The sequence below is a fragment of the Kribbella sancticallisti genome, assembly GCF_039530625.1.
GTDB lineage: Bacteria > Actinomycetota > Actinomycetes > Propionibacteriales > Kribbellaceae > Kribbella > Kribbella sancticallisti.
The window spans coordinates 18,174-32,793 of the sequence record NZ_BAAAOS010000008.1; the positions used below are offsets into that span (position 1 = coordinate 18,174).

The window sequence follows — 14,620 nt, forward strand, 5'->3', positions numbered from 1 at the left end:
TCCGTCAGTTACTTGGCTTGCTTCTCGATGGCGGCGTTGACGGTCTTCTCCGCCTCCGCGAAGGCTTCCTCGACCGAGCGGTTCTTCAGCAAAACCTCCTGGGTCGCCTTCTTCGTGGCGTCCGACATGACGGTCGAGGTCGACCCCGGCATGGCGGTGAGCAGAACCGCGGTCCGCGCCGACTCGCCGAAGACGGCGATGTTGTCCGGCGGGGTGCCGTCCTTCCAGGTGCCGTTGTCGATGCCGTCGTCGGTCGGTGGAATGACGCCACCGACGTCCTGGGCAACCTTCATGCCGGTCTTGGTGTCGTAGAACCAGCTCAGGAACGCCCACGCGGCATCCTGGTTCTTGCTGGTCTGGGAGATCGACAGCCCGTACGACCCGCCGCCCGCGGTCGACTTGCCGTCGATCGTCGGGAGAACCTGCACGTCCCACTTCGCGTTGACGAGCGTCGTCTTGACCTGCGGAACCGAGCCACGTGAGGCGATGGCCATGGCGACCTTGCCCGAGCCGAAGCTGAGCTTCGGGTCGTCCGTCGTCGTGGTGTACGCGCCGGAGGCGGTGCCGTAGGCGCTGAGCATCAGCTTCCACGCCTTGATCGCCTCCGGCTGACCGATGCCGGACTTGCCGGTCTTCGCGTCGTAGACCGAGCCACCGAACGCCTTGATGACCGGGCCGTAGACGATCTGCGCGCTGCCGTCACCGAGCGGAGCGGCCAGGCCGGTGATTTTGCCGCCGCCCTTGGCCTGGAGTTCCTTGCCGACCCGCAGCATGTCCTCCCAGGTCCAGTCCGCCTTCGGGTACTCCTTGACCCCGAGCTGGTCGAACAGGGACTTGTTGTAGAACAGCCCGACCGAGTCGGCACTCACCGGCAGGCCGGTGATCTGCTCCGGCTTCGCGAGCGGCCGGTACTGACCGACGAACTGCGGAAGGAACGAATCGGCGGTGAGGCCGGCGAGCTTGCCTTCCTTCAGCCCCGGAGCCAGGTCCAGGGTGACGTTGTTGGTCGCCAGCGTGTCGGCCAGGAAGTCCACGTTGAAGAAGACGTCCGGCAGTTCACCGCTCAGACGCGCGGTCGCCAGTTGCTGCGCGTACTCGTCGGCCTTGTCCGTCGTACTGCGGACCTCGACCGAGCGGTCGGGGAACTGCTTCGTATACGCCTCGGCGTACTTCTTGAACTGCGGTTCGAGCGCGGTGATGGTGGTGAAGACGATGGAACTTCCGTCGACCTTGCCGGCGTCTCCGGAACTGGTGGCGGCGTTCCCGCCGCAGGCCGCGAGCACGGGAACCATCGCTGCCGCGACGGCAACGAGCACCCGGCGGCGCGCTGTACGTGACGTCATTGTCAGCCTTCCTTCCTTGCTGTGAATGCCGAACGAAGGCCGAACCCAGTCCTCGACGAGCGAGTGCTCCGACTGCGTCTGAGCGCGTCTATCGGGCGTTGAAACCTTTCAGATGAAAGCTTTCAGGCTATGATGTGTGGGTTGGGTCACGGTGTCAAGAGTGAGTGCCGCGAGTCGCTGGACGACGCGAGACCGGCCGGTGACCTGGCTGCGACAGTTCTGGTCCAGGCTGCGGCTGATCAACAGCGAAGGGTCCTACCGTGACGAGTCCGACACCGATGACGCTGCGCGTGGACGGGCGTTCCACTGCCGCCGCGCAGGCAACTCCCGGCGAGTCCATGATCAGACCGGCCGATCGTTTCGTCGCGCTCGCTTCCGAACGTCGGCCCCGGCTCTCGTGGGTCGTGCCGCTCGAACGCAACGGACAGCGGCAAACCGCTTTCAGGCTGCGGGTGAGTGCGGGGACGTCGGACCCTCGCGGTGGTGACACCTTGCTCGTCTTCGACAGTGGCGAGGTCGAAGCCGGTGACCCTTTCGTTGAACTCGGCATCGATCTCGCGGCGGACTGCCTGTATTCCTGGACCGTTCGAGTGCGCGACGAAGCCGGCGCGTGGTCGCAGTGGGCCGATCCGGCGAGCTGCGAAACCGGACCTTGGCAGTACGACGACTGGTCCGCCGAGTGGGTCGCTCACCCCGCACTCACCGTTCTGCGGCGGAAGGTGCTTCTCGAGCAGCCGACGGAACGGGCCCGACTTCACCTCACCGCTCAGGGCCTGGTGAGGGCATCCGTGAACGGCGTCGCCGTCAACGCCGATGCCTCCGATCCGTCGCGCACCGACCTGAGCCGGGCGCTGTACCGCAGCTATGACGTGACCGACCTTCTCGCCGTCGGCGAGAACACCATCGAGTTCGCACTCGGTCTGGGGCACTGGGAACGTTCCGGCGAGGACCCGCGCCTGCTGGCAGAACTCGTCGCACACGCCGACGACGGCACGATCATGCGTGCGGGTACCGGCGCGGAGATGGACGCTGCCGACGCGCAGGTCACCCGGGAGGAGCCTTTCTATCTCGAGCGCCACGAACGGATCGGTGACGCTGCGGTCTTCGGTGCGTCTGATGCGTTGCGTGTACTCGAGCCTGAGGTGGACCCGGCCTCCATCGCGACGCCGCCGTCCTCGATCGCACCAGACCCTTCACCGCCGCTGCACCGCGTCGCTGTCCACGAGGTGACGGAGCTCAGCCGGTCCGCCGTCAGCCGGGTCTACGACGTCGGAACGAACATCGCGGGCCGCACCAGGCTCACAGTGACGGATCCGGTCCCCGCCGGCACCGTGGTGCGAGTCGTCCACGGCGAACACCTCGATGCGGCCGGCAGGCTCGACACCACCAATCTCACGATGCCGTTCGACCACGGACGGGTACGCCAGGCCGTCGAGTACGTCATCGAGGGGACCGTGCGCGAGGTTCTCGAACCTTGGTTCGCGTACCACGGATTCCGGTACTTCGAGATCTTCGGGCTTGCTGCCGACGCCGACGTGACGGTGGAGGCCTGGAGCCTGCACTCCGATCTGGCGAGTGTGAGCGAACTCGAGACCGACGACCCGCAGGTCAACGCCCTCGTCCGAGCGGCACGCCGTACGTTGCTGAACAACGTGCACGGTATCCCGGAGGACTGCCCGACCCGCGAGCAGGCAGGGTGGACGGGGGACACCGCGTCGGTGACCGAGTTCGAGTTCTCGGCCTTCGACCTGCAGACCTTCTTCTCGAAGTGGCTCGCCGATCTGCGCACGAGCCAGCAAGGGGACGGCAGTATCCCGGCCATCTCGCCCGACATCCGTGCGGTCCGAATCAGCCCCGACCCCGTCTGGGGTGCCGCGCTGCAGCGGGTGCTCCTCGGCCATTGGCTGCACTACGGTGACGAACGGGTCGTGCGGGAGACACTCCCGGCTCTGCGGCGCTGGGCGGACTACCAACTCATGCTCCGGACCGCGGACGGCGTCGTCGGCAACGCTCCGATCAGCTACGGATCGGACTGGCTCGCCCTCGAGCAGACTCCGCCGCCGCTGCACCACACGACCGCGACCATCGACAGCCTGGAATCACTCGCGACGCTCGAAGAAGCCACCGGCAGTGTGGATGCCGCCGCGGTACGACGTGCCCAGGCCGACGTACTGCGGACAGCGTCGCGTACGGCGTTCTACGACGACGAACGCGACGTGTTCGGCAACGGCACCCAGGCGGCCAACGCCATCGCCGTGGAATCTCGCGCTCTCACCGGCGCCGAGGCGGAGCGTGCGGCCGGCCGGATCGCCGAAGACGTCCGCGCTCGCAACGATCGCCTGACCTCCGGCTTCGCCACGACGCGGACGACGATCCGGGCCCTCGCGCGCACCGGCCACTCACAGACGATCTTCGACACCCTTCACCAGCCGGCTGAGCCGGGGATCGGGGCGATGCTCGACCATGGCCCCGGCACGTTCTGGGAGTGTTGGTGGATCGACCCGCAGAACACGGGCACCGGGTCGCTCGATCACATCGGCCTCGGTGGACCGTTCGCGGGCTGGGCCTGGCAGTGGCTCGCCGGCGTACAGCCGATCGCCGCCGGCTGGTCACGGTTCGAGGTCGCGCCGCAGTTCGTCGACGGCGTCGACTCTCTGTCTCTCAGGTCGCGGACGGTGCGGGGGACGCTCGAGCTGCGGTACCGGGTCAGTGGACCGCAGACAGTCGTCGAGCTCACGGTTCCGGTGGGCTCGGAGGCGGTCCTTCGACTCGCTGGACGGGACGACATCCTCGGCCCGGGATGGCACGAACGCACGATCGCTACCGCACTGGTCCGTACGACGACGCGCCGAACGGCTTACTCGGCCGAAAAACCCTGGCGGCCGCCATCTCGGCCGTCGCCTTCTCCGGATGTGGTCGGCGAGCGCGGTTGGCTCCGGCGGGCGCTGGCCGACAACACCATCGAAGCCACAGGCAGCGAACCCGTCGTGGTGCTACCGGACGGCCTGCGCTGCATGCCCGTGCCTCACGAGCAGCCCGACGCGCCGGTGGCGCTGGTGCGTAGTAGCGAACTCACCGTGGCCGGAGAAGCCGCGGCGCTGTCGGTACGCCTTCCCGTCGTTGCTGCAGGCACCGACCTGTCCGACGCGACGTTCGTCTACGCGATGCTCGACCTGTGTCTGGAGAATCCGCAACGACCACTGGAGTCGTTTCTCGTCGTTCGCGGCGCCGACGGCAGTACGACCGAGGGGACCGGTACGATCTGGCCCGCCGGCTGGAATCGGGTGACTGTCGATGTCTCGGCTCTGGCCACGCGAACGGCCATCGAGTCGGTCGAGGTCAGCATTCGCATCCGGGCGAACTCCGCAGACTCCTCGGGATCCGCGGACAACGACGTGCCGTTGGGGTTCCACCTCGGTGACGTCGGCTACAGCACCGTCCGCCGAACCTGGTGAATCAGGCCGACGTCGTACTGGCTCGAACGACGAGTTCAGGGGGCAGCAGCAGGTGCTCGTGCACGTGCTCCTCGGCGTTCGCGGCGTGGTCGAGCACCAGCCGAACCGCTTCCTCGGCCAGCGCTTCCTTCGGCTGGCGGACAGTGGTCAGCGGCACGATGGCGGAGGCCGCATAGTCGATGTCGTCATAGCCCACGATGGAGATGTCGCGCGGGACGTCGATGTCGTCGGCGATGACGAGCGACTGCATCAGGCCGAGGGCCAGCAGGTCGTTCGCCGCGAAGACCGCGTCTGGCCGGGAGTCGGCGGGCAGCGCGGCCAGTTGGTCGCCGATCGCTCTGCCGTCGGCGATGGTCTGGTCGACTGTGTCGAAGTGGGTGAGGGTTGCGGCGTCGATCTCCGCGACAGCGCGGAGGGCGCCCTTCCACCGGTCGTCGACCTGATGGAGCGGACCTCCGAGAAAGGCGATCCGCCGCCGTCCGGCGTCCAGCAGGTGACGGACCGCGAGGTAACCGCCGGCGTTGCCGTCGAGTGCCACCGAGCAGAAGTCGCCCTCGTTGGCATGGATGTCGAAGAGCACCACAGGCATCCCGCGCTGGATGACACGTTCGATCCGTGCGGTCTGTCCGCCCAGTGGCGCGATGATCATGCCGCGGACGCGTTGTTCCTCGAAGAGGTCGATGTAGCGGTCCTCGCGTCCGTCCAGCTGATCGCTGCTGCCGAAGATCACGGTGTGCCCGAGGGCCTCCGCCGCGGTCTCGCAGGCATGAGCCAGACCACCGAAGAACGGATTGGCGACGTTGAGCACGATCATGCCGAGTGTCGTGCCGCCACCCATCTTGAGCTGCCGTGCGAGGTCGTTGCGCACGAAGCCGAGCTCATCCATCGTGGCGAGCACGCGCTTCAGCGTGGCGGTCGAGACCAGTTCGGGCCGGTTGAGGACGTGCGAAACCGTACCGACGGAGACCATCGCGCGGGCGGCCACCTCACGAATCCCGACTGGCCCGGCCATCTGCTTCCCCCACGCCTCGTGCACTACACAGAGGCCCCCATCATAGGCGCGCGAGACAGCGGACGTCCTCAGGTGGTCACCTCTGCCGGCTTTGCCTGGTCTGCGGATCAGGCAAAACGGTCCCGTGGCTCGTGGGGTTATGTCGGCGGCACCAGCAAGGTCACCAACGCCCACATCGCGGGCCCAAGGGACGACGAACTGTTCCGCACTCAGCGGACCGGCAAGAAGTTCTCGTACGTGTTCGAGGACGCGCCCGCCGGCACCTACATCATCAGGCTCACCTTCGCCGAGATCGACCACGCCAAGGCCGGAAAGCGCCAGTTCGATGTGCTGCTCGACGGCGCACCGGTGCTCTACGACCACGATGTTCAGGCGGAGGTGGGCGGGCAGTGCGGGTGGCGGGGTGCTCCGAAGTGGCGACGTAGGACGAGTATGTCGACGCAGCCATCGTTACCCGGATCGGTGCGCAGGCCGGCAAGGAGGCTATGGGCCACGGTAAGCCTCCTGTTGCCGATCCCGATTTGGAGATCCATCGCCTAGGGACGGCGCTGGCAGTCGTGCTGGTCTATGACCTCTTGGTAGACGAGGTTGTTGATGCAGAGTTGGTGATGACAATCCTGCCCCCTGCTACGAAATCAGGCCCGGAGATCCGCGGATCTCCGGGCCCGAGAGGTTTGTAGAACTTGAGCACCGCAACAGAAACGCAACAAATTGAATCCAGATGTGCCCTCTGGCCCCAAGCCTTTCCACCGGGGGGTGCGGTAGCGTCGTCCCTGTCAATTGGGCTATCTCCCAAGAAACAAAGGTAGATCCCGCCGACTCCACTCTTTTCCGTAGTGTGGGATAACTCGGGCACGTCGAGTTCCAGGGAGTTGCGTGCGGCCCTGGCCGACGAGCTCGCGCCGTGGCTGCAAGCCAGAGTGTTGCGTCAGGCCAGGATCGAACAGGGCATGCGGGCACTGGAGGTCGGGTCCGGCTGTTGTCAGCCGAGTTACTCAACCGCGCTTTGAAGCGGCGTCGGTCGCAAGCTGCCACATCTCATAGTTCCCGCATTCTGCCGTGACCTCAGCCGTCGCCTGAGCCGCGGCGAAGAAGTCGTCGGCCAGCGGCGAGGTGCGCGACGCCGCCATCGCGACGAATACCTGGTCGGGCGCCAGGTCCGGGACGGGCACGTAGCTGATGTCCGGGCGTGAGTAGAACACGGTCTCCGAACGCCCCACGAACGAGATGCCGCGGCCGGCCGCGACGTGCTCAAGCTTCTCCTCCACCTCGCGCACCCGGAGACCGGAGTCGGGGTGCGGGCGCGTGGTGGGCTGCGTGCTCGCACCGGCATGCCAGATCAGCGGCTCACCGGCCAGGTCTGCCTCGGTGACCCCCTCCTTGCCTGCCAACCGGTGATCGGCGGGCAGCGCCACCATGAGCGGTTCGGTGTAGAGCGGAGTCAGGCGCAGGCCGGTCTCGTCGATGGGCAGCCGCACATAGCCGACGTCGACGCGGCCGTCGAGCAGCATCGGGGCCTGGTCATCCCATTCCATCCGCTGCACATCCACGACCACGTCCGGATGCCGGACCCCGAACTCCCGCGCCGCGGGGATGACCGGGATGCCGGCCCGAAAGCCGACCACCAGCCGCTGGCCGCCGCGGGCGGCCACGGACACCCGGCGCCGGACCGCGTGCGCGGAGGCCAGCAGCGGACCGACGTCGTCCAACAGCTGTCGACCCGCGTCGGTCAGCGTTACGCCGTGGCTGTCCCTGGTGAACAGGGAGGCGCCGAGATCCTGTTCCAGCGCGCGGATCTGCCGGCTGAGCGCCGGCTGCGCGATGTGCAGCTCATCGGCGGCGCGGCCGAAGTGCAGCCTGTCGGCGACGGCGACGAAATAGCGCAGTTTGCGCAGGTCCAGATCCATGGGGCCTCCCGGTCCGGCAATGCCTCGAGGGTATCACCACGGCTAAAACAGGTCTTGGACACCCGCTCAGGCCGGTGGCATTGTTCATGGGGCCGAGAGAATTCGGTACAAGTATTCGGGATCGGTATTTGATAGCAGCGCCCAAAACCAGAATGACCACATCAAGAATTGGGCTCTTCCGTTCCTGTTTCGAAACCCATCAATTCAACGGAGTAAATCGTGGGAAAGCTCGATGGCAAGGTCGCAGTGATCACCGGCGGATCCACCGGCCTGGCGCTGGCCGGCGCCAAGCTGTTCGTCGAGGAAGGAGCGTATGTCTTCATCCAGGCCCGGCGGCAGGAAGCATTGGACGACGCCGTGAAGCTGATCGGCCGTAACGTCACCGCCGTGCAGGGTGACGCGGCCGACCTGGACGACCTGGACCGTTTGTACGACACCGTCAAGCGGGAAAAGGGTTCGATCGACGTGCTGTGGGCCAGCGCCGGGACGGGCGAACCCGGTGTCCTCGGCGAAATCACCGAGGAACAGTTCCACCGCGCCTTCTGGCTCAACGCGCGCGGCACCTTGTTCACCGTGCAGAAGGCACTGCCGCTGATCAACGACAACGGCTCGATCTTCATGACCGGATCCAACGCCTCCCTCGGCGCCTTCCCCGGCTGGAGCCTCTACGCGGGAAGCAAAGCCGTCCAGCAGGCCTGGGCCCGCGTCTGGCTCAACGAACTGCGCGACCGCAAGATCCGGGTCAACGTCCTGACCCCCGGCCAGGTCGCCACCGCCAAACAGGAAGAACTGTTCGACGAGGCAACAAGAGCCGCATTCGAGTCCCTCATCCCCCGCGGAACGATGGGCCGCCCCGAAGAGATCGCCAGCATCGCCCTCTTCCTCGCCTCCAACGACTCCAGTTACGTCAACGGCCTGGAACTGGTCGCCGACGGCGGCGCGACCGCCGTCTGAGCCACACACGAACGAGTCAGAGCGGCGCCTGAAGAACAGGCGCCTCGAAAACAGAAAGAGGCACAGTTCATGAGCAGCATCACCTTCCTTGGTGCGGGGAACATGGCCCGTACCATCGGCACGCTCGCGGTGGCGGGCGGCAACACCGTCGAGATCATGGCACGCGATCAGTCCAAGGCCGACGACCTGGCCAAGGTCCTGGGCGGCGGCACCACGACAGGAAAGTGGGGCGCCGTCCCGGCCGGGGACATCGTCATCACGGCCCTGTTGTACGCCGGTGTGGTTTCAACCGTCGCCGAGTACGGAGACGCCCTCGCGGGCAAGATCATCGTCGACATCAGCAACCCCTTCAACGCCACGTTCGACGGACTGGCCCACAGCGAGCCGACATCGATCGCGCAGGAGGTCGCCAAGATCGCCCCGGCCGGCGCCAGCGTGTTCAAGGCCTTCAACACCATCTTCCGTAACGTCCTGGCGGAGGGCCGGCCCGATGTCTTCTTCGCCGGCGACAACCCGCAGGCCAAGGCGGACGTGGCGGCATTCATCGAGAGCCTCGGACTGCGCCCGCTCGACGTCGGCGGCCTGAAGATGGCGCACTGGCTGGAAGGAGCGGGTGTGCTCACGGTAGGCCTCGCGGGCAACGGGATCGGCCACGGGAACTTCGCCCTGGGCGTCAACGAATTTACGGACTGACCCCGGGCTGAGCAGTCGGCGAACAGAGCGCCGTGCGCTCTGACGGGTTGATGGACCACCGACTCGCGGATGTCGGAAATCAACAGTGGCGAAAATTTCGCCTGAGGAGGCGCATCGCATGAGGCGTACTTCGATGCCTTCGCGATGTTCACCAGCCTTGATCACCTGCTCGACTTCGCCGGTCAGGTGATCGACCGTACCGGCCGGTTGTGACCACCGAAGAAGCGGCCACCGAAGACACGACCACCGAAGACACGGCCACCGAAGACACGACCACGTAAGAAAGAGAGCACTCACCATGAGCAGCATTAGTTTCATCGGACTGGGTGGCATGGCCCACGCCATCGCCGCCCGCGCCGTCGCGGGCGGCCACTCGGTCGAACTCATCGGCCGCGACCCGGCCAAGGCCAAGGGCCTGGCTGCCGAACTCGGCGTCGGGGCCACGGTGGGGACAGCCGGCACCGTACCCGCTGGCGACATCGTTGTCTTGGCCGTGCCGTACGCCAGCGCTGTGCCGGTCGTCGCCCACTACGGGGATGCACTGGCCGGCAAGGTCATCATCGACATCTCCAACACCTTCAACGCCGACGCCACCGCGCTGGTCGTCCCTGATGGCACGTCCGGTGCGCAGGAGATCGCCAAGGCGGCCCCGGCGAGCGCGCACGTCGTGAAGGCGTTCAACACCGTCTTCGGCCACGTCCTGGTCCAGGAGCGTCCGCTGGACGTGTTCTTCGCCGGAGATGACGCGCAGTCCAAGGCGAGCGTGTCGGCGTTCATCGAAAGCCTCGGACTGCGTCCCCTCGATGTCGGCGGCCTGGAGATGGCTCGCTGGCTGGAAGGGGTCGGGCCATTGCTGATGGGCCTGGCCCGCAACGGCGCGGGGACCTTCGACGTCGCCTTCGGCGTCGACTTCCCCGGCTGAGCGCACCCCGCACCACCATTCTTCCGCTACATCACTCACGCCAAATCACTCACGCCGCATCACTGACAAGGAGCAGTAACGTGCACGTCTTCGTCACTGGCGGGACCGGCCATTCCGGTTCGCACATCATCCCCGAGCTCATCGCCGCCGGGCACGAGGTCACCGGCCTGGCCCGGTCGGACACGGCCGCCACGGTGCTGTCCGCACTCGGCGCGAAGGTACGCCGCGGCGACCTCCAGGACCTCGACGGGCTCAAGGAGGCGGCCGCGGACTCCGACGGCGTCATCCACGTCGCGCACCGGCAAGACCTGCTTCCGTCCGGCGGGATCGACGCCGTGGCCGCCGCGGAGCTCCCTGTCATGCTCGCGTACGGCGAGGCACTGGCGGGTAGCGGAAAGCCGCTGGTCGTAGCGGGGAGCATCGGCTCGCCCGGGAACGGGGGAGGGAACCTGGGCCGCCCGGCCACCGAGGACGACCCGGCCCTTCCCGTCGGCGACGAGCACAGGGGCACCCTGCGGGCTCGTAACGTCGTGGAGACCGCCGTGATCGGCCTCGCCGAGCGGGGAGTGCGGTCTTCGGTCGTGCGGATTGCCAACATCGCGCACAGCACGACCGATCGTGCCGGCTTCCTCCCCACGCTGATCGCGCTCGCGAAGGAGAAAGGCTTCGCCGGCTACCCCGGAGACGGCGCGAACCTGTGGAACGCCGTGCACGCCCGCGATGCCGCCTCCTTGTTCCGGCTTGCGCTGGAGAAGGGCCCGGCAGGCAAGTACTGGCACGCCGTGGGGGACGGGGGCATCCCGGTCCGCGAGATCGCTGAGGCCATCGGCAGCCGTCTGGGCCTGCCTGCCGTGAGCGTGCCGATGGACGAACTGATGCTGCCGGGCCACTTCGGCTTCCTCGCGAACATCGTCACGCAGAACTACCCGGCCTCCAACCTCATCACCCGCCGGACCCTGGGCTGGGAACCCGCTCAGCCCGGCCTGCTCGCCGATCTGGACAACGGTCATTACTTCCCGTCAGCTGACGTCCCCGCCATCTGAGGGCAGGGATTTCATCGCAAAGGGTCCCGCCCATGGCGGGGACAAGGCTCTTCTTCTGAAGGGACGTTCGAGAACATGACAACTGTGGGATTCATTGGAAGCGGATCCATCGGCAGCACAATCGCGCGGCTCGCCGTCGAGGCCGGCCACCAGGTCGTGCTCAGCAACTCGCGCGGTCCCGAGACGCTCGCGGACACGGTCGCTGAACTGGGTCCGCGGGCGACCGCGGCGACGAGCGGGGAGGCCGCGGCGGCCGGTGACATCGTCGTGGTCACGGTGCCGGTCAAGGCCTTCCCCAACTTGCCCGCCGCGCCACTGGCGGGGAAGACGGTCATCGACACGTGCAACTACGGCCCCGATCGTGACGGAGACATCCCCGAGCTCGACGGCACGTCGCTCACCTCGAGCGAGCTGCTGCTGCGGTACATCCCGGACGCCGGGCTCGTGAAGGCGTTCAACACCATCTACTTCAAGCACCTGCTGTCACTCGCCCGCCCGGTGGGGGCGGCCGACCGCTCCTACCTGCCGATCAGGCCGCGGCGCTCCGTCGAGCTGCCGACTGGGCATCACCCGTTCGTCACCCGTCCCGACCTGGTCGTCGACCAGGTCCAGGCGCTGTCGCACCGCGCGTGAGCACGACCAGCACGTGAGCAAGATCAGGAGAGGCACATGACCGACCATCCGCCGCTGATCGCGGTGACCGATGCAGAACTCGAAGACCTGCGCGCGCGGCTACGCGCCACCCGGTGGCCCACCCGGTGGCCCGTCGATGGCTGGGAAGCGGGCGCCGACACCACTGAGGTGCGCCGCCTGGCGGAGTACTGGGCCACAGGCTATGACTGGCGCACCCACGAGGCGCGGATCAACGCCCTGCCGCACCACATGGCCGTCATCGACGGCACGCCCGTCCACTACCTCCGGTTCGACGGCGAGCAGCCCGGCGCCCTGCCGATCGTCCTGACCCACGGCTGGCCCAGCACCTTCCTGGAGCTCACCGACCTCGCCCGGCGTCTCGCGGAGCCGTCGAAGCACGGCGGCGACGCGTCCGACGCGTTCACGGTCGTCGTCCCCTCGTTGCCCGGCTACGCGTTCTCGCCGCAACGACCGTCCCTCCCGCCGACGCTCCAGACTCACCAGGTCTGGCACCGGCTCATGCGGGACGAGCTCGGCTTCGACCGGTACGCCGCCCACGGCGGCGACCTGGGCGCGGGGATCACCTCGCGTCTGGGTGAGGCCTACCCGGAGTCGCTAGCCGGCGTCCACCTGCTCGCCGTCGCCGCACCCCAGGAGTACGACGCCGCCAGCCTCACCCTGGACGAACAGGCCTACCTCGATCAGGTCGCCACCTGGAGCGCGGAGGAGGGCGGCTACCAGCACCAGCAGAACACCCGCCCGCTCACCCTGGCCCACGCTCTGTCCGACTCTCCGACCGGCCTGCTGGCCTGGATCGTCGAGAAGTACCGCGCCTGGAGCGACTCGGGCGGCGACCTGTCGTCGCGGTTCACCGACGACTTCGTCCTCACCCAGACGTCCCTGTACTGGTTCACGGGCACGATCTCGACGTCGTTCCGGCCCTACTACGAGTACGCCCGCGGCCTGACCCGGCGCGTCGACAAGGTCGAAGTGCCCACCGCTGTTGCCGTCTTCCCCGCCGACCTCACCCAGCCCCCGCGCTCCTGGGCCGAACGCACCTACAACATCACTCGGTACACGTCGATGCCACGCGGCGGACACTTCGCCGCCCACGAAGAGCCCGAACTGCTCGCCGACGACATCACCGAGTTCTTCCGCCAACTGCGCTGAGACCAACCCTGCAGCAGTCGGAGCGGCTCCGCGGACGTCATGTCTGCGAGGCTCTGACCGGCGAGCAAACCATCGCGCTGAGTTCCGATGCGGCGCTAGCGGCGGGCGTGGGTGTCGGCGATACAGTCAACGGCCATCTCGGCGACGGAACGGAGGTCACCTCGACGGTCGTTGCCGTTTGTACCCGAGGCCTGGGCTTCGGCGACGTGACCATGACCAACCCTGCGCTGTCGCGACGCGTGCCGCGATGCGAAGCGCGTCGATCGTCGAGATCGGATCGCGCCAGTAGCGTCCGCCGGGGCCACGGCGAAATGGTTCGGACACTGATCAATCGTGTGGGCGGGCCCATACCGGAGCAAGATGGCTTGTACGCCGGAAGAGGTGGATGCGTCGTAACCAGCGCACGGAAGGAACAAGCAATGGAACTGATTTTCGTCCACGGAGCGTTGGTGCGTGACGGGCAGTCGTGGTGGATGCCAACTGCAGACCTTCTGAAGGAACGTACCGGAATCCGAGGACCGGGCGCGGAGGTCAGTGAGGCGATTGCTCAGCGCTGATGTCGGTGACAGTCGCGCCGTAGGCGGCGACTAGGGCGTCCGCGTCGACGAAGGCGATGCGCCCGCCCGTCCCCGCGCCCACGGCGATACGGCGGCCGACTATTCGCTCGTCGGCGACGACCGGCCAGGCCGTGGTCGACCCGATCGGCGTGACTCCGTGCCGATAGCCCGTCGCGTCGAGGGCCATTCCATCGTCCGACATCCGCAGCTTGTTGACGCCCACCACCGCGCGGAGCTTCGGCCACGAGATCTGGCGGCCGCCGGGGATCAGCGCGAACAGGAAGCTTCCGTCGTGCCGCTTCACGACAAGCGACTTCACGATGTCGCCCGGCTCGATGCTGAGCAGTTCGGCTACCTCTGCGAGACTCTGCGCCTCCAGATGCTCGACGATCTCAACGTCGAGTCCGCGCGCGACCGCGTCCGCCTCGAACCGCTCCGCGCCGTCCATCACACGATCTGCGTCGCTCATTCCTCCACCTCTCGGGCTTGAGCGCGCAGGTATGTGACCCTACGCACGAGTATGACAATAACCGGCGGGCTCCAGAGCACGAAGCAACCGGTCGAGTCAGCCCGGTCAGCTCGGCGACCCGGGCCCCGTCCCGGACCTGGTCCAGAACACCTTCGGCATGCCATGGCTGCTCCCGTACGCGCAGGGCGCGCTCGTCGTGATGGATGCCCTGCATCTTCAAGGCGAGGCCCATGTTGTCGGCCACTGTCATGTGCGGGTACAACGCGTAGTTCTGGAACACCATCGCGATGTCGCGGTCCTTCGGCGGAGCGTTGGTGACGTCGCGATCGCCGATGGCCATCACTCCCGCGTTCACCTCTTCGAGCCCGGCAAGCATCCATAGGGCCGTTGACTTGCCGGATCCCGACGGTCCGACGAGCACCATGAACTCGCCGTCCTCGATCTCGAGGTCGGGCTCACATC

Annotated in this window: 12 protein-coding genes and 1 pseudogene; 8 read left to right on the forward strand and 5 right to left on the reverse strand. The window is 67.1% G+C overall.

Annotated features, from left to right (window positions below):
• Positions 1–8 precede the first annotated feature (8 nt).
• Positions 9–1,343, reverse strand: a complete 1,335-nt coding sequence (locus tag ABD255_RS05795) for an ABC transporter substrate-binding protein (RefSeq protein ID WP_344210576.1) — start codon at positions 1,341–1,343, stop codon at positions 9–11.
• 260 nt (positions 1,344–1,603) lie between these two features.
• Here ABD255_RS05795 and ABD255_RS05800 point away from each other — a divergent pair, with 260 nt between their 5' ends.
• Positions 1,604–4,798 carry a family 78 glycoside hydrolase catalytic domain gene (locus tag ABD255_RS05800; RefSeq protein ID WP_344210578.1) on the forward strand — a complete coding sequence of 1,065 codons (3,195 nt, stop codon included), beginning with the start codon at positions 1,604–1,606 and terminating at the stop codon, positions 4,796–4,798.
• Position 4,799: 1 nt separating this feature from the next.
• Here ABD255_RS05800 and ABD255_RS05805 read toward each other — a convergent pair whose 3' ends face one another.
• Positions 4,800–5,810 carry a LacI family DNA-binding transcriptional regulator gene (locus tag ABD255_RS05805; RefSeq protein WP_344210580.1) on the reverse strand — a complete coding sequence of 337 codons (1,011 nt, stop codon included), beginning with the start codon at positions 5,808–5,810 and terminating at the stop codon, positions 4,800–4,802.
• A gap of 18 nt (positions 5,811–5,828) precedes the next feature.
• Here ABD255_RS05805 and ABD255_RS05810 point away from each other — a divergent pair, with 18 nt between their 5' ends.
• Positions 5,829–6,350 (forward strand): malectin domain-containing carbohydrate-binding protein, encoded by a 522-nt coding sequence (locus tag ABD255_RS05810; protein ID WP_344210581.1) that lies wholly within the window; start codon positions 5,829–5,831, stop codon positions 6,348–6,350.
• Between the two features lie 455 nt (positions 6,351–6,805).
• On the opposite strand, the gene ABD255_RS05815 is transcribed toward ABD255_RS05810, so the two are convergent.
• The gene (locus tag ABD255_RS05815; protein WP_344210583.1) at positions 6,806–7,717 is read right to left on the reverse strand and encodes a LysR family transcriptional regulator; all 912 of its coding nucleotides are present in this window, start codon (positions 7,715–7,717) and stop codon (positions 6,806–6,808) included.
• Between the two features lie 219 nt (positions 7,718–7,936).
• Between ABD255_RS05815 and ABD255_RS05820 the strand changes: the two genes are divergently transcribed.
• The 6 genes from ABD255_RS05820 to ABD255_RS05845 all read left to right on the forward strand — a co-directional run bounded on the left by ABD255_RS05820 (position 7,937) and on the right by ABD255_RS05845 (position 13,132).
• Positions 7,937–8,671, forward strand: a complete 735-nt coding sequence (locus tag ABD255_RS05820; protein WP_344210585.1) for an SDR family NAD(P)-dependent oxidoreductase — start codon at positions 7,937–7,939, stop codon at positions 8,669–8,671.
• A 69-nt stretch (positions 8,672–8,740) separates the two neighbouring features.
• The gene (locus ABD255_RS05825) at positions 8,741–9,364 is read left to right on the forward strand and encodes an NADPH-dependent F420 reductase (protein WP_344210587.1); all 624 of its coding nucleotides are present in this window, start codon (positions 8,741–8,743) and stop codon (positions 9,362–9,364) included.
• A gap of 298 nt (positions 9,365–9,662) precedes the next feature.
• On the forward strand, positions 9,663–10,286 hold the full coding sequence (locus ABD255_RS05830) for an NADPH-dependent F420 reductase (RefSeq protein WP_344210589.1): 624 nt from the start codon (positions 9,663–9,665) through the stop codon (positions 10,284–10,286).
• Between the two features lie 80 nt (positions 10,287–10,366).
• Positions 10,367–11,329 (forward strand): SDR family oxidoreductase, encoded by a 963-nt coding sequence (locus ABD255_RS05835; protein ID WP_344210591.1) that lies wholly within the window; start codon positions 10,367–10,369, stop codon positions 11,327–11,329.
• 75 nt (positions 11,330–11,404) lie between these two features.
• Complete coding sequence (locus tag ABD255_RS05840; RefSeq protein WP_344210593.1) at positions 11,405–11,962, forward strand: NADPH-dependent F420 reductase; 558 nt, start codon at positions 11,405–11,407, stop codon at positions 11,960–11,962.
• A gap of 36 nt (positions 11,963–11,998) precedes the next feature.
• Positions 11,999–13,132 (forward strand): epoxide hydrolase family protein, encoded by a 1,134-nt coding sequence (locus ABD255_RS05845; RefSeq protein ID WP_344210595.1) that lies wholly within the window; start codon positions 11,999–12,001, stop codon positions 13,130–13,132.
• Positions 13,133–13,663: 531 nt separating this feature from the next.
• On the opposite strand, the gene ABD255_RS05850 is transcribed toward ABD255_RS05845, so the two are convergent.
• Both ABD255_RS05850 and ABD255_RS05855 read right to left on the reverse strand, forming a co-directional pair.
• Positions 13,664–14,158 (reverse strand): aminoacyl-tRNA deacylase, encoded by a 495-nt coding sequence (locus tag ABD255_RS05850; protein ID WP_344210597.1) that lies wholly within the window; start codon positions 14,156–14,158, stop codon positions 13,664–13,666.
• Between the two features lie 61 nt (positions 14,159–14,219).
• Positions 14,220–14,609 (reverse strand): annotated as a pseudogene (locus tag ABD255_RS05855) (ATP-binding cassette domain-containing protein); the annotation flags it as partial.
• Positions 14,610–14,620 lie beyond the last annotated feature (11 nt).

Bases quoted from the DNA above. Each gene is read 5' to 3' on its own strand.
- ABD255_RS05795 (WP_344210576.1), bottom strand. From the start codon at position 1,343: ATGACGTCACGTACAGCGCGCCGCCGGGTGCTCGTTGCCGTCGCGGCA.
- ABD255_RS05805 (WP_344210580.1), bottom strand. From the start codon at position 5,810: ATGGCCGGGCCAGTCGGGATTCGTGAGGTGGCCGCCCGCGCGATGGTC.
- ABD255_RS05815 (WP_344210583.1), bottom strand. From the start codon at position 7,717: ATGGATCTGGACCTGCGCAAACTGCGCTATTTCGTCGCCGTCGCCGAC.
- ABD255_RS05825 (WP_344210587.1), top strand. From the start codon at position 8,741: ATGAGCAGCATCACCTTCCTTGGTGCGGGGAACATGGCCCGTACCATC.
- ABD255_RS05830 (WP_344210589.1), top strand. From the start codon at position 9,663: ATGAGCAGCATTAGTTTCATCGGACTGGGTGGCATGGCCCACGCCATC.
- ABD255_RS05840 (WP_344210593.1), top strand. From the start codon at position 11,405: ATGACAACTGTGGGATTCATTGGAAGCGGATCCATCGGCAGCACAATC.
- ABD255_RS05845 (WP_344210595.1), top strand. From the start codon at position 11,999: ATGACCGACCATCCGCCGCTGATCGCGGTGACCGATGCAGAACTCGAA.
- ABD255_RS05850 (WP_344210597.1), bottom strand. From the start codon at position 14,158: ATGAGCGACGCAGATCGTGTGATGGACGGCGCGGAGCGGTTCGAGGCG.